Source organism: Candidatus Aramenus sp. CH1 (genome assembly GCA_022678445.1).
In the GTDB taxonomy this organism is placed as follows: Archaea; Thermoproteota; Thermoprotei_A; order Sulfolobales; family Sulfolobaceae; genus Aramenus.
In genome coordinates this window covers 26,086-39,126 of sequence record JALBWU010000002.1, presented here as the reverse complement: position 1 = coordinate 39,126, position 13,041 = coordinate 26,086, and the positions used below count along the sequence as shown (strand labels likewise).

Genomic DNA, 13,041 nt, shown 5'->3' with positions numbered 1-13,041 from the left:
TGTATTCTGTGCTCTTTAACCCAAAGGCCACTCTTCTGCCTTTCTATCATTGAAAAACTCCTTTGGCCTTGATTTCTAGATTAATTCAAATTTTTTGCTTAATGTCATTATTTATAATGTAAGATAGTAAAGAAAGTTTATAAACACGTTCTGTTACGAAATATTCCATGAACAGAAAGTGGATAGCCCTTACTAATACTACCATAGCAATTTTCATCGCTTTCGCCAACTACAATATGATAATCATCTCGTTGCCAGCTATATTTCAGGGGCTGGACTTTAACCCCACTAACGCTGGCGCAGTGGCTTACTTGCTGTGGCTAATACTAGGTTACATGGTAATAACCTCCTCGTTCACCGTCACAATAGGGAGGATCTCGGACGCGTATGGAAGGGCAAGGCTTTACGTCATTGGTCTAGTGATCTTCACAGTGGCTTCCTTGCTTCTTTCCTCAGTCTCGGCCACGGGGACAGCAGGCGTGCTCCAGCTAATCGTGTTCAGAATCCTACAGGGCGTCGGTGGTGGGTTCCTCATGGTCAACAGTGCTGCTATACTTGCAGACTACTTCCCTAGACAAGAACTGGGTAGGGCCCTAGGGCTAAACCAAGTTGCAGGACTAGTGGGAGGAATAGCTGGGCTCATACTGGGAGGAGTGCTCTCCGCCATAAACTGGAGGCTTATCTTCCTTGTGAACGTACCTATAGGCGCTTTCGCTGCAGTTTGGGCATACAAGACCTTAAAGGATATAGGGGAGAAGAGAAAGGGAAAGATAGATCTGGCAGGCAACTTGCTCTTCACTGGTTTCATAACCCTGCTCTTGATAGCCGTCTCTTATGCCCTCATACCTTATGGTAATTCCCAGCTAGGCTTTGAAAACCCAATATTCTGGATAGGTCTTCCTACTTCCTTAATAATGCTAATAGCCTTTGTGTTCGTCGAGAGAAGGGTCAAAGACCCTATGTTCAACCTTTCTCTTTTCAGAATAAGGGACTTCTCCATAGCCAACTTAACTAACATAACATCGTCGCTGGTGAGACAGGGGATTACGATAATGTTTATCCTACTGTTGGAGGCGATATGGCTACCGCTACATGGCTACTCCTTTTCTTCTGTGCCCTTCTGGGCGGGAATCTACTTGATACCAAACCTAGTGGGCTTTGCTATATTCGGCACGCTGGGTGGATACTTAGCGGACAGGTACGGCTCTAAGTACTTTACCTCTGGGGGTCTTTTCCTTTCAGCCATTGGCTTCGTATTCCTTTACTTCCTTTCGTACGACTTCAACTACTTCGACTTCGCGGTTAGCATCTTTGTCATAGGCGCCGGTCTAGGGCTCTTTAACTCGCCAAACCTAGCAGACATAATGAGCTCCGTTCCTCCTAGCTTTAGGGGAGCCGCATCTGGGATGAGGGCAGCACTGGGCAACACTGCTTCCACTGCAAGCGTTGCCCTCTACTTCGTGATAGTAATCTCTGGGATGGCGTCTGCTTTGCCTTCTGCCCTGTCCTCTGCCCTAAGCTCAGCAGGCATAACTGCTGTGCCAAGTATACCCGCTAGCGTTGCCCTCTTCTCAGCTCTCTTAGGCTACGACCCCTTGTCCCCCTTAGCCTCCCACCTACCACCTTCCCTTGCCCAAGAGATATCTAGTCCACAGTTCTTCTCCCTCGCCATTGCTCCAGCTTTTGCCTCGTCCTTTAAGGAGATCGTCCTCATCTCCATAGTCATACTTATTATCTCTGGTATCCTCTCTTTAGTAAGATCAGGGAGAAGGGCTGAAAATCTTGGAGAACTGGGAAAAAATACTGAGAGGGTTCAGAAACCTGAAGAGGTTACTCCAAAGAGAGTCTGAAAAGCACGGTTATAGCTACACCGAAATCCAAGTTTTGTTCCAAGTTTCCATTGGCCCCAGGAACATAACGGAAATAGCGGAGCAGATAGGAATAGGGAAGTCCACAGTAACTGAGCTTGTGGAAAAGCTTGAAAAGAAAGGGCTGGTGAGTAAGGAAAAGCAGGAGGAGGACAAAAGGTACGTTAGGATATCGATAACTGAAGAAGGGAAAAAAGTGTTGGACAGCACTAGGGAAGAGTACAAGAAGATCCTCACATCGATCCTGACGAGGGTGAACGAGGAAGAGGTCATCAAGTTCTTTGAAGAAGTGGAAAAGGAGCTGGAAAAGGAGCCTAAGTAACCTTAAGCATAATCCTTCCTTTTCTCTCTGGCGACTTTAACGCGAGGAGAGCATCCTTCCCCTCTTCCAGCGAGAACTCCCTCCACGTGTACGGCTTGCATTTCCAACAAAGCTCTGCCAGTTCCTTAAACTCTTGGAAAGAGCCCCTAAATGTACCTATGAAGCTTACGTGGGACAAGTAAGCAGAGCTTAGATCTAAGGTGACCTTACTCCCGGTAAGAGTGCCGAAAAACACCATCCTTCCAGACTTCCTTAACAGCCTCACACCGAGATCCCAGTACTTTGCACCAAGGGGGTTCACGACGACGTCTGCCATTTCCCCGTCCGTGAGAGCCCTCACGTAGTCCTCAGCTTGCGAATAGGGAACTGTGTGTCTTGAGATCTTAAGATCGTGGTCTGTTACTGCCACTACCGTGGCTCCCATGATCTCTGCTAACTGAGTGGCAAAAATCCCCGCGCTCCCCGACGCTCCAAAAACTACTACTGTCGCTCCTATTCCAACCCTGGCCTCTTTGAGCGCGTGGTAAGGGGCCAGGGCGGAAACGGACAAGGACGCCATCAAGTCCCAGTGGAGGTCAGCTTTTACCACCAAGTTTGACGGTACCTTTACGTACTCTGCGTAACCGCCGTTCTCATCAATCCCTATCCTCTTCCCCGAGGTACATAGCATCTCCTTTCCCTCCCTGCAGAAGCTACAAGTCCCGTCGAAAGTCCTAGTGTACACCGCCACCTTATCGCCTGGGTCTACGCTAGCTTCTCCTTTCACTTCCTCCACTATTCCGGCAAACTCTGAGCCCGGGACGTGGGGTAGAGGGCTGACCTTCATTGAGTTTACTGTCATGTAGTCCAACTGGGTAACCCCCGCCTTTACGACTCTAATTAGGATCTCGCCCTCGGTTAAGGAGGGCTCCGGGAGTTCTCCGTACTTTAGGTTATCTATGCCGTTCTCGTTGAAAAACAACGCTCTCATAGGTGAGGAAAAGACCCTATCGATAAAAAAGTATATTAACGAAGGATGACACTTTATCTTTATGAGACTACTTAGATGGTATTTGTTATATAGACTTTTCAAGTTCCTTTTAAGGAGGAGGTGAGCCAGAGGTGAGCATAACCTCGGCCATTAAAAACGAGCTGATAAAGAGGGCAGAGGAGCTGAGCAGGGGGTTTTACGAGGTCACTTATCCCCCTGTTGACGTCTACGAGGAAGGAGGGTACCTCGTAATCGTAGCGGACATGCCTGGTTTCAATAAGGCCAACATTAAGGCGAGGATCACGCCACAGAACGAGCTAGTCATAGAGGCGGAGAGGGAAATAAGCGAGGCTGGAAAGAGGTACGTAAGCCAGCGTCCGAAGAAAGTGTACAAGGTAATAAGGCTCCCAGTAACCGTCAAGAAAGACGGAGAGATAGCCGGCAAGTACGAGAACGGCGTTCTAACGCTTAGGTTACCAATAGAGGGGACTGCAACCATTAAGATCGAGTGAAATTCTTACCTTTTTAATGCCAACCCCAGTAACGCAACTAGTATCGAAGGAACTGGCTGTTTAAGTATCAAGTATATAATCAAAGCTACGACAATGAAGACAATGGGTATTTTGTCTACCTTCTCCTTCTTAGTGAGTATGGGTTTCTCCAGCAGAGACATCCTAAACTTCCTCAGCGCTGAGGAAAAGGTGTCCCTGATCTCGTCCACCATGGCAGAGAGCTCGAGCCCTTCTTCTTCTATGAGCTCCACTAGTTTTTCGAAGAACTTAAACTCGGGATCTATCTGCAGGCAAGTCCCTCCCAACGTAGACGTCATCCTTATGTATAGCACCAACTTCTGGGGCAACCTCAAAGGGAACCTGTAAAATACCTCGTTAGCCGCGTTCAAGAACTGCTCGACTTCTAACGTCTCCGGCGTCACGTCGCGAAAGGCGCTCAAGAAGATCTCTATACCCTTTGCCAACAGCTCTCTATCTGCTTCTGGCTGAACTGCGCCCAACTCCTCCAAGACTCTAACTAGCCCTATGCCGTCCAGCCTAACTAGGGAAGCGTACGCCCTAATTAGCTTGTTCCTAGTGTCCTTGTCCATCCTCCCGACCATGCCGAAGTCGTAAATGATTAAGTTTCCCTTTTCGTCCACTGCTATGTTCCCTGGATGGGGGTCTGCGTGGAAGTACTCCTTCTCCAACAACATGACCATGAACACCTTGAACACCTTGTACGCAAGGTAGCTCGGCTCCACGATTTTCTTTGCCTCCTCGCTTGTGACCTTATATCCCTTGACGTACTCCATGACCAGCACCCTCTTGGTAGAGAAGTAGGGCTTTGGCACTATGACGTCAGGGAACGCGCTGAGCTCCTCGGCTATCTTCCTCATGTAAAACTCCTCCTTTGTGAAGTCCATCTCCTCGAATATCCTCGAGGAAAAGTCGTTGACTATTGCCTTGAAGCTCTCGTAAAAGGACTCGTCAAATATGAACTTAAGAAAAGGCATCAGTCTCCTTATAACTTGGATATCCTCCTTTACTGTCTCCCTAATCCTTGGTCTGTTCACCTTCACAACTACTTCCTTTCCCTTGTATTTGGCTAAGTAGACCTGCCCTATGCTCGCAGAGGAAATGGGCACAGGGTTTATCTCCAGCTCCTTTGCCCTCTCCCCTAAATCCTCGTCAATAATTTGCTTTACGCTCTCCCAAGGGGAAGGCGGAACCTGGTCTTGGAGCCTCGAGAGGACCTTAAGGTATCCCTCCGGCAACACGTCTGAGTGCACTGAGAGCATTTGGCCTATCTTAATAAAAGTGGGACCGAGGGAAATCAGCACGTTAAGCAGTTTTTCTGCCTCTCTTTCCACCTCTTTCTCGTCGATCTCCTTGCCTTTAAGGTAAAGATCCCTGTAATGCCTTATCATGAGGATCCTCGGAAGAAGCTTAAAGGAGACCTCAAGAGTTCTCTTGAGCATAAGAGTATTCCGTTCGGCCCCTTTTCTGTTTTTTGAGGAAAACCTAAACGTCTTGGACAAGCTGTTCAGAGAAGGAGAGTATCTGAGGGGGGACCTTACTCGAGTTCACGAGCGCAAGCAAGTAAGTCACGTTGGAGGATATGCTAAGGACGTCCTGAGGGGAAAGCGTTGAGGGGTAGCCTATGAGCATGAAGGTACCTTTTGGTGAGGTTATAATCAAGGTAGTAGCTACATGTGGAGGGTTACCGGAGTTAACGACGTCACTGAAGGGCGATACAAGGGGAACGTCTACTTCGTATTCCTTGATTAGCGAGTATACCCAAGGTGATTCCTCCTGTTTTATTATAGCAAGACCATACGTTACCAAGTTATCTATACTCGTCCCATTAGGAGTGGCGTTAAGGTACTGGTTGTAAAGGTAAAGGACGTGGAAGGAGATTCGCTTTGACGAGTAATTTAAGAACAGCAGACCAGGGACTGGGGAGCCTATATCCCCCTCGACTATGCTGTAGTGGGGCTCTACAGTGACGTTTCCGAACTTCTTCAGGAACACGTAGAGGGACCAAGAAACTGTTGCGCCGTAGGGACATCCGTACCACGTTATAAAATAGACGGCAACTGAGCTATTGTCGAAGTCCCTTCCAGAGACCCTCACCAAGTGGTTCAGCGGGTCTGGGTAAAAGATGGAAACGATGGAGCTCCAGAGCGAGAAGGAAATCATGAAGAAAACAACTAAGATCAAAACGACGAGACTTAGAACGTGTCTCCTCATTTTAATCACAAAAAAGGTTTTATCCCTTAGCTTAAAGTCACGGTTGCAGTGGCCCACCTAGACTGGGAAACTGCAGGTGTCACTATCGTTAATTTATACGTACCCGGACTGAGGTGCACTGGGATTACTAGGTTAAACTGGGCCTCACTACCTAACACTATCACGAAACCGGAGTACCAGTTCACGGAGTCCTTCTTGTTCTCGTTCCACGGGGCTTGTATGATCTTGACAATATCGTGAGCTATTTGGCTGGAGTTCAAGACCAACGTATACGTGGAGTTGCTTATTATCAGCATTGTGCCGGAGGCAGGATACGCGTCTGGACCATCTACGTCAGTTATGTTCAGTATTAGCTCAGTGCCATTGCTGACTGGGGTCATCTCGGCATACGTGATCTGAAGTTTTGGTAGCTTTGAGTTATTCACCAGGGGACCTACAACGTTCCCGTAAGCCCACTGACCAGTTCCCAGAATCCACCCTGCTACAAGGATTGAAAACACTATTGCAACGATAGTCACTCTGTCCATTAAGGTCACCACAGCTTTATCCACTTCAGTATTGGCACGTTCTTAGCTAAGGGCCTGTCTCCGAACTTCTTGTAAAGGAAGTAATCGAGGCCTAATACCCTTCCTGGTGCGGTCAGCATTAGGGTTATTGAGCCCGCAGTGAGTAGAGCACCTATTTGCCATTCGTCTTCACAAGTGGAGCCAAGCCAGTAGGCTGGTGCAAAACCGACTGCCATAGCTAGAGCTCCGAGTGACGCTAACCTGCTCAATAGGCCTATCACGAGGAATAGACCTACTAGTATCTCTATATAGCTAAAGACCGTTAAGAACGTGACGTCTAGGGATCTGTTTTCTAAGGTCATCAGCAGGAAGGACTTAAATGGGCCTGCATGTGGCAGGAAGTTGACCAGTTTCCCTCCAACGAAAGAGGACGAATTGGGATCAAGCTTTGCTGGCTTCAAGACAGCCTTCCTTAGTCCTCCGTCCAAATACATCCAGCCTACTGCAAACCTGACTGGCCACAAGTACTCTAGCCTAGTGCTATTGCCTGGATTAAGTAACTCTTTTCCGGACATTTGTCCTCAATGTTGTTTAGAAGTTAATTAGAAGTTAAAAACTTTTCTAAGTTTTTTTAATTCTACTAAATTTTGTAAAAACTAACTGACTACTAGCTCGCTCTGCTTTGTTGTCTCTGGGCCTGCTAGGAGACCTATAACTGACAGTACTGAACCAAAAGCTAGGACTGAGAACGCCACTGCGTTTGTTGGCGCGTATCTGGAGAATAGCGAGATTACGAGAGAAGTAAAACCGGCAACTATGAACGCGCCATTGTAAGAGAACCCAACGCCAGTTGCCCTACTAAACGTCTTGAACCTTTCAGCGAGATACGCCGGCGTTATAGCTGAGGGGAGGTTCATTCCAAAGCCAAAGACGAGAATCGACAACAAGAGATCGTGGATCACAAAGAAGTAGAAGCTCCACGCGGTTGCCAACGCTACTCCTATGCTTATTAATGCCATAGTTCTCCTGCCTATGAAGTCTGAAATAACCCCAGAGATCGTCATTGCTGGAATGCCTATCAAGTTCATGAAGAGAGCTAACTCGCCGTATACCGAGGGCTTTAGCTTCAACACTGAGCCTAGGAAGACTGGGACGAACTGGGGGCCCGCGTATATCATTACCCAAAAGCCTATCATTACCACTATGGTTTGCAAAACGGGCTTTAGCCCCTTAAGCGGGGGTAGTTTCTCGGACTCCAAGTAGACCTTGGACTCCGTCACCTTATACCTTATTATTAACGCTAGAACGGCGGGGATTGTGCCAAGTAGGAAAATGATCCTCCATCCCACTTCGATGAAACCAGATTGGAGAGAAAGGTAGCTAAACAGCAGGTCAACTATGACGAAACCCACTAGCGTCCCAGACTGCATGACCCCAGACGCTAAGCCCCTCCACTTCCTCACACTTTCCATTGCTAGGGTAAAGCTCGACGAAACGTCTCCACCTATGAAGATCCCTTGTACCATCCTTAGTATAGAAAGCAGAACCGGGGCTAGTAGCCCTATTTGATAGTATGTGGGAAGCAAGCCAGTTAGCCCAATTGCCAAGGAGTAGCCCAAGACCGTAAAGACCAGAGTCCTCTTTCTGCCGTAGAGATCAGACCAGTATCCCAATAAAAAGCCTCCTAGAGGTCTAGTGACTACGGTAAAGACTATAGGTAATACAGAACCTATGAGACCTAAGGTGGGGTAGAATAGCCTTTCCAAGACCGTTGCAGTTATCACTACTGCGCCGAGATCGTACGAGTCCATGACCCAAGAGACGTAAGAGCCTAGGTAGTTTGCCCTATTGCTCATAGGAGACAGTTATAGGACTATTTATTAAACCTTACTTAAAATTGAACTTAACTAAAGTGAGGGCAAATATCATTAATGGTAAATTTATACTTTTCTAAGTATACTTATATGCTACAGACCTAAGATTTAAAAATATATTGAAGAATTTGATAAACGGTGAAACTGCTACGAGGGCTTTCAGGGGAGACTACATCACTTCCTTCCTAGCTTACACCGTTCCAACTTACGTGCTGGTAACCCCCGCGTTTTTCGTTTCCTCCTTACCCCTGCCCACGTGGCTTTCCTTCCTCGTTGTGTCAATACCCTTTGGCGGTAGGATCGTAGGAGCGATAGCGTACCAAAGGGTTATAGCGCTCCTGGGCTCCAGGCTGACGTACTTAGCGTCGTTTATTTCCCTTGGTTTTCTAGCGTTGTCAAGTGCGCTGACCTACAACGTTTTCTCGCTTGTACTCGTCAGGTTTCTAGTTGGTGTCTCGTTCGGGCTAGCAACGTCTCTCGCTATGGAGCAGGCAGTGAGATCGGAAAATAGGCTGATCCAGGCGTTAACCCTTAGCGGATGGGCAGTAGGTTGGATCATGGGAGCTCTAGCGTATATCTCTATGGTCAACTTTTACCTTGTAACGGTGTCTGGAGCGCTCAGTTTTCCGCTTTCGTTGCTCTATAGGAAGGTAGAGGCTTTTGAGGGGACAAGTCCTGCGTTCAAGTTGGAAATGCCGCCATTTGTCGCAGTCCTTGTATTCTTTCTCTCATTTGAGCCTGCTTTCGTGCTACAGCTGGCGCCCTCGTTGCTCGAGAGTGAAGGTGGAATAGTCTGGCTAGTAGTAGGTTATGTAGCGTCAATACCCATGTACTTCGTGATTCCCGCACTGTCGAGGGTCTTTGGGGAGACTAGGGCATTAGCCACTTCTACGGTCATCACTGCAGTAGCTGGAGCGACCTTTTTCCTTACTGACAATTCACTGGCGTTGGTGCCCTTCAACGCTTTCGGCCTAGGGATAAACTCCATGGCTCCTAGGGTGGCTGAACTTTACGGAGCCAACGCCAGGAATATGGGGATAGCACTGAACGCAGCTGCTGTTGGAGGTGTTTTCGTGCCAGTGGTCAGCTCTATGGACGTAAAAGTATTAGCTTCAACCGTTACGTTAGCCTCTATGCTCTTGCTTCTGCTACTTGGGGTAAAGAGGAGAGGGACGGTTACGATAACATATTAAAGCCTGCTAGGCTATCTTGGGTTGTGGAGAGAGTAAGGAGGCTGAAGGAGGTAGGCGAGGAGTACGAGAGCCTTTTGAACGACGTTCTCAACCTCTTATTCAAGGTAGTACCTAACTGCGTTGCACTAAACATGGACGACAGTCTTTACCCCATTTACGCAGTTACGTCAACGAGAACCTCTGGGCTATTGGCTTTTCCCTATAAATGCGAAGGAAAGACCGGGTACATAATACTCAAGGAAGACGGTGAAGTGATTTTCGAAGATTACGAAGGAAACGTAAAGAAAATGGGAGAGATTAAGTAGGGATGGTGCCGATGACGCGTTGTATTTTTTCGTAAAGCCCCTTGTGCTTTTCCTTCACTAGCTCAGCGAGCTGCATTATGCCCTTTAGGATGTTGCTGGGATCCTTTACCTCGTTCTCTCCAAATGGACTTATCACGTATACATTGTCCCCTCTAACTGCAAGCTGAATCTTGGAGTAGATTGGCCCTGTAGCTACCTCGTAACCTATTTCCTCAAATATCCTTAACTCTTTCTCCATGACTAAAATCTTAACTGACGAACCCTCGTAACAGAACTCTACCGTGTCCTTTTCGGCTGTTATAGATCTAATTCTCATATTAATAACTTGTTATTTTGTTTTTATAAAGATTACATCCGCATAAAATATGTACAGATGTTTCATTGAGTTTAAGACTGCCTTCGCGTCAACCTCGACATGTCCTCCTGTCATCCATTATGACGCGGTCTTGCTCTAGCGCCTCGCAGATCCGAGACAGGAGGAGCCCCATCAAAAGATTTAATCGCATGACTAGATATTAGATAGCATGGACGATTCCCTCTGGTACGCAATAAGGCTAGCCGAGATTGGAAAACCGCTGATGGCAATGCTGGTCATAAAGGAATACGTGTCCGATAAAGTGGACGACCTAAAGACCAAGGAAATTTCAAAGGAGTGTAAAGATCTACTGCAAGCTATCTTGTCCTCTCCGTCCCTTAATGACGAGAGCTGGCGGGTTTTCGTCCCAGCCCTCTCGCTTGAAGAGATAAGAAGCATAGCGATAAAGGTTAGCGAATGCGTCTGTTCCATTTAAAGTAAGGGCCTCTTGGGAGTGTGCCTCCCGCTATGTCCCTTAAATCTCTCCTCTTCCCAGACGTTACCTCTCTCGTGATAACCCCTCTCTTCCCAAAAGCCGTCCACGTACTTCTCCACGAACTCTATCTCCGTTAGCCACTTAGCGCTCTTCCACCCGTACAAGTGGGGTATAAAAGGCCTGGAGGGGAACCCTGACTCCAGTGTTAGGGGTTTCCCGTTCATCCTCAAGACGATAATGGCGTCCTCGTGTAACGCGTCCTCCACCGTAACTACCGAGGTATAACCATCTAAGCTGTAAAAGACTGTCCATTTTGCGTTTTCCTTGACCTTTGCCATCTCTGCCAGTCTCCTTATTCTAATCCCTTCCCACCTCACGTCCTTTACGCTCCAGCCAGTCACGCAGTGAAAGTCCCTAACGTAGTCAACGTCTATCATCTTGAGTAGCTCCTCGTAGCTGAACTCCAGCCTATTTTCCACCAATCCCGCGACAGTAAGCTTGTACTTGGTTACGTCTACTTCCGGCACTCCAAGGGCAGCGTAATATATGAACTTCTTTATGTACTTCTGTCCCTTAGGTATTTGAGTCTCCATAAACAGTATTTAACGGGGAAATTAAAAAACAAGCGTTTAAAAGCTTTAGCTCACCCTCTTAGGAATGTCCCTATTTAGGAAGCTCATGAAGGCCAACACTGTCGACACCCCCGAGTAGAGTATAACATAGGCTATAGCCTCTATCTCCGTGCCAGAGATCGCAGGAAAGATCTCCAAAGCCTGAACTATAAGTGAGGCGTTAGGTATACCTTGGGCGTACAAGTAGGGGAGCTCTACTGCCCCCCAGGCAGGGAGGGCTATCGCTATAGACGTGAAAAGGGAAGACCCAGTCAGCCTGCTCACGAACTCGAGGACCGTCCCTATGAGTATTGAGCCTATTAGGACGGTGCTCGATATTAGAAAGGCCAGACTGCTCCTCCTTAAGACCTCGCCTATCATGAATGCTATGGAGAAGAACGTAAGGGAGGAGAACTCTACCGTCAGGAAGATTACTGGCAAGTATCCTAGGTCTGTCTGGGCTCCGAACAGCGACTCGGAGAGCACCAGGGAGAGGAAGACCATAAAGGCGTACACTGACGTGACTAGAAGGAAACCTCCCAAGTACTTTCCCATGAGGAACTGCAACCTCGTTATCGGCTTAGTGAGGAAGAAGTCCACAGTACCCTGTTCGTACTCCTCGGAGAGAGCACCGGAGGAGATTGAGATTGTGATGAAGTGCAGTAACAGACTCTGAGGCAAAAGGACTCCAACTAGCCACAACAGCGAGGATATGGGCTCCAGGATCGCCTCTATTCTGGGAGTCTTCACTTGTGAGAGGGCAACGTAAACCCCTACTTCAAAGAGTAACGTTATCCCTATTATGGTGATGACCTTCTTCCTCGCCACTGCCCTCTTTAGTTCATATGTTACTATTTTTTCTATCAACCTTCTCAGCCTCCTTTAGGGCCGATATGTAGGCCTCCTCTAGCTCTTGGTCGAGGTAAAACGACCTAATCCTTACGCCCGAAGTCACCAAGTAATGTACTAGCTCCTCCCTCCTATCCTCGCTAAGCCTGATCACTAGCTTGTTCCCTTCGACCTTAAAGCCCCTGACGTAGTCCAACTCCTTAAGCAATCTTTCCGCCACTTCTACGTTTGACGTTTCCATTATCACCACTACCCCGAGGAACTTCTTCACGAGGTCTTCTGGAGTGCCCTCGAAGAACACCTTACCTTGGTAGAGCAGGTAGACCTTGTCAGCCACCTTCTTCACGTCGTCCAAGACGTGTGTCGTCATTAAGATGGTCTTTCCCTCTTTCTTCATCTCCTTCAAGGTCTCCCTCATGTTGTAGTTGAGCACCGGGTCTGTGCCTATGTTTGGCTCGTCCATTACCAGCACTTCTGGGTCCCCAAGGAGGGCCTCGGCTATAGCTATCCTCTGAGTCATGCCCTTGCTATACTTGGCTATCTTCTTGTCGGCGTTCTCCTCCATCCCTACTATTTTAAGTACCCTGTCCACGTCCTCCTTGCTGGCGCCCTTTATTTTACTGCTCATCCTCAGTAGTTCCCTACCGCTAAGGAAAGGCGGTAGGTTGGGCAACTCCTGAACGTATCCGACCTCCTTGAAGACCTTTTTGTCCTTGAAGGGGTCTTGATCAAGGATTGAGACCTCGCCCTTCGTAGGGAAGATGAGGGTCATTATTATCCTAATGGTTGTGGTCTTACCTGCACCGTTAGGTCCCAAGACAACCGTTACTGCTCCCCTTTTCGCCGTCAACGAAACACCGTTTAACACCTCCTTATTTCCGAAGTACTTAACTAGCCCCTTTACTGAGATCGTCATTTCTTCTCCTCTCACAGAACGGACAACGCGTATAAAGTGAGATGGGAATCACGCGTTAAAAACTTTTTCAAAAATCAGCTGAAACACGGTTC

General features: G+C 47.8%; 16 protein-coding genes. 6 read left to right on the top strand and 10 right to left on the bottom strand.

All coding sequences use genetic code 11. From position 1 onward, the window contains the following. The first annotated feature begins 167 nt into the window (after nucleotides 1-167). On the top strand, nucleotides 168-1,850 hold the full coding sequence (locus MPF33_01800) for an MFS transporter (GenBank protein MCI2413977.1): 1,683 nt from the start codon (nucleotides 168-170) through the stop codon (nucleotides 1,848-1,850). Further along, the gene (locus tag MPF33_01795) at nucleotides 1,783-2,190 is read left to right on the top strand and encodes a MarR family transcriptional regulator (GenBank protein MCI2413976.1); all 408 of its coding nucleotides are present in this window, start codon (nucleotides 1,783-1,785) and stop codon (nucleotides 2,188-2,190) included. The genes MPF33_01800 and MPF33_01795 overlap by 68 nt, the downstream gene beginning before the upstream one ends. On the opposite strand, the gene MPF33_01790 is transcribed toward MPF33_01795, so the two are convergent. Beyond that, nucleotides 2,183-3,160, bottom strand: a complete 978-nt coding sequence (locus MPF33_01790) for an alcohol dehydrogenase catalytic domain-containing protein (GenBank protein ID MCI2413975.1) — start codon at nucleotides 3,158-3,160, stop codon at nucleotides 2,183-2,185. The two genes, MPF33_01795 and MPF33_01790, sit on opposite strands and share 8 nt — an antisense overlap. A gap of 131 nt (nucleotides 3,161-3,291) precedes the next feature. Between MPF33_01790 and MPF33_01785 the strand changes: the two genes are divergently transcribed. Beyond that, the gene (locus MPF33_01785; GenBank protein MCI2413974.1) at nucleotides 3,292-3,672 is read left to right on the top strand and encodes an Hsp20/alpha crystallin family protein; all 381 of its coding nucleotides are present in this window, start codon (nucleotides 3,292-3,294) and stop codon (nucleotides 3,670-3,672) included. Between the two features lie 5 nt (nucleotides 3,673-3,677). Here the strand turns inward: MPF33_01785 and MPF33_01780 are convergent, their stop codons facing one another. The 5 genes from MPF33_01780 to MPF33_01760 all read right to left on the bottom strand — a co-directional run bounded on the left by MPF33_01780 (nucleotide 3,678) and on the right by MPF33_01760 (nucleotide 8,266). Continuing rightward, nucleotides 3,678-5,132 (bottom strand): AarF/UbiB family protein, encoded by a 1,455-nt coding sequence (locus tag MPF33_01780; protein MCI2413973.1) that lies wholly within the window; start codon nucleotides 5,130-5,132, stop codon nucleotides 3,678-3,680. Between the two features lie 43 nt (nucleotides 5,133-5,175). Then, on the bottom strand, nucleotides 5,176-5,874 hold the full coding sequence (locus MPF33_01775; protein MCI2413972.1) for a DUF929 domain-containing protein: 699 nt from the start codon (nucleotides 5,872-5,874) through the stop codon (nucleotides 5,176-5,178). 56 nt (nucleotides 5,875-5,930) lie between these two features. Next, on the bottom strand, nucleotides 5,931-6,431 hold the full coding sequence (locus MPF33_01770; protein MCI2413971.1) for a quinol oxidase: 501 nt from the start codon (nucleotides 6,429-6,431) through the stop codon (nucleotides 5,931-5,933). Nucleotides 6,432-6,436: 5 nt separating this feature from the next. Then, the gene (locus MPF33_01765) at nucleotides 6,437-6,985 is read right to left on the bottom strand and encodes a DoxX family membrane protein (protein ID MCI2413970.1); all 549 of its coding nucleotides are present in this window, start codon (nucleotides 6,983-6,985) and stop codon (nucleotides 6,437-6,439) included. 81 nt (nucleotides 6,986-7,066) lie between these two features. After that, nucleotides 7,067-8,266: an MFS transporter gene (locus MPF33_01760; protein MCI2413969.1), complete on the bottom strand. Its 1,200-nt coding sequence runs from the start codon at nucleotides 8,264-8,266 to the stop codon at nucleotides 7,067-7,069. 146 nt (nucleotides 8,267-8,412) lie between these two features. Here MPF33_01760 and MPF33_01755 point away from each other — a divergent pair, with 146 nt between their 5' ends. Together MPF33_01755 and MPF33_01750 are read left to right on the top strand one after the other, a co-directional pair. Further along, a complete protein-coding gene (locus MPF33_01755; GenBank protein MCI2413968.1) occupies nucleotides 8,413-9,477 on the top strand; it encodes a transporter in 1,065 nt (354 codons plus the stop codon). A 23-nt stretch (nucleotides 9,478-9,500) separates the two neighbouring features. Then, nucleotides 9,501-9,782, top strand: a complete 282-nt coding sequence (locus MPF33_01750; protein MCI2413967.1) for a hypothetical protein — start codon at nucleotides 9,501-9,503, stop codon at nucleotides 9,780-9,782. On the opposite strand, the gene MPF33_01745 is transcribed toward MPF33_01750, so the two are convergent. Further along, complete coding sequence (locus MPF33_01745) at nucleotides 9,775-10,098, bottom strand: hypothetical protein (GenBank protein MCI2413966.1); 324 nt, start codon at nucleotides 10,096-10,098, stop codon at nucleotides 9,775-9,777. The genes MPF33_01750 and MPF33_01745 overlap by 8 nt on opposite strands. 208 nt (nucleotides 10,099-10,306) lie before the next feature. Here MPF33_01745 and MPF33_01740 point away from each other — a divergent pair, with 208 nt between their 5' ends. Next, nucleotides 10,307-10,573, top strand: coding sequence for a hypothetical protein (locus MPF33_01740; protein MCI2413965.1), 267 nt, complete (start codon nucleotides 10,307-10,309; stop codon nucleotides 10,571-10,573). Here MPF33_01740 and MPF33_01735 read toward each other — a convergent pair. Genes MPF33_01735 through MPF33_01725 form a run of 3 tightly spaced genes read right to left on the bottom strand, consistent with a single transcriptional unit; the run spans nucleotide 10,570 to nucleotide 12,949 of the window. Further along, on the bottom strand, nucleotides 10,570-11,166 hold the full coding sequence (locus tag MPF33_01735; protein MCI2413964.1) for a sulfite oxidase-like oxidoreductase: 597 nt from the start codon (nucleotides 11,164-11,166) through the stop codon (nucleotides 10,570-10,572). The two genes, MPF33_01740 and MPF33_01735, sit on opposite strands and share 4 nt — an antisense overlap. Nucleotides 11,167-11,211: 45 nt before the next feature. Next, entirely contained in the window at nucleotides 11,212-12,051 is an 840-nt protein-coding gene (locus MPF33_01730; protein ID MCI2413963.1) for an ABC transporter permease, read from the bottom strand. After that, nucleotides 12,026-12,949 (bottom strand): ABC transporter ATP-binding protein, encoded by a 924-nt coding sequence (locus MPF33_01725; GenBank protein MCI2413962.1) that lies wholly within the window; start codon nucleotides 12,947-12,949, stop codon nucleotides 12,026-12,028. Before MPF33_01725 ends, MPF33_01730 begins: the two co-directional genes overlap by 26 nt. Nucleotides 12,950-13,041 lie beyond the last annotated feature (92 nt).

Bases quoted from the DNA above. Each gene is read 5' to 3' on its own strand.
- MPF33_01800 (MCI2413977.1), top strand. From the start codon at position 168: ATGAACAGAAAGTGGATAGCCCTTACTAATACTACCATAGCAATTTTC.
- MPF33_01790 (MCI2413975.1), bottom strand. From the start codon at position 3,160: ATGAGAGCGTTGTTTTTCAACGAGAACGGCATAGATAACCTAAAGTAC.
- MPF33_01780 (MCI2413973.1), bottom strand. From the start codon at position 5,132: ATGCTCAAGAGAACTCTTGAGGTCTCCTTTAAGCTTCTTCCGAGGATC.
- MPF33_01770 (MCI2413971.1), bottom strand. From the start codon at position 6,431: ATGGACAGAGTGACTATCGTTGCAATAGTGTTTTCAATCCTTGTAGCA.
- MPF33_01765 (MCI2413970.1), bottom strand. From the start codon at position 6,985: ATGTCCGGAAAAGAGTTACTTAATCCAGGCAATAGCACTAGGCTAGAG.
- MPF33_01760 (MCI2413969.1), bottom strand. From the start codon at position 8,266: ATGAGCAATAGGGCAAACTACCTAGGCTCTTACGTCTCTTGGGTCATG.
- MPF33_01745 (MCI2413966.1), bottom strand. From the start codon at position 10,098: ATGAGAATTAGATCTATAACAGCCGAAAAGGACACGGTAGAGTTCTGT.
- MPF33_01740 (MCI2413965.1), top strand. From the start codon at position 10,307: ATGGACGATTCCCTCTGGTACGCAATAAGGCTAGCCGAGATTGGAAAA.
- MPF33_01735 (MCI2413964.1), bottom strand. From the start codon at position 11,166: ATGGAGACTCAAATACCTAAGGGACAGAAGTACATAAAGAAGTTCATA.
- MPF33_01725 (MCI2413962.1), bottom strand. From the start codon at position 12,949: ATGACGATCTCAGTAAAGGGGCTAGTTAAGTACTTCGGAAATAAGGAG.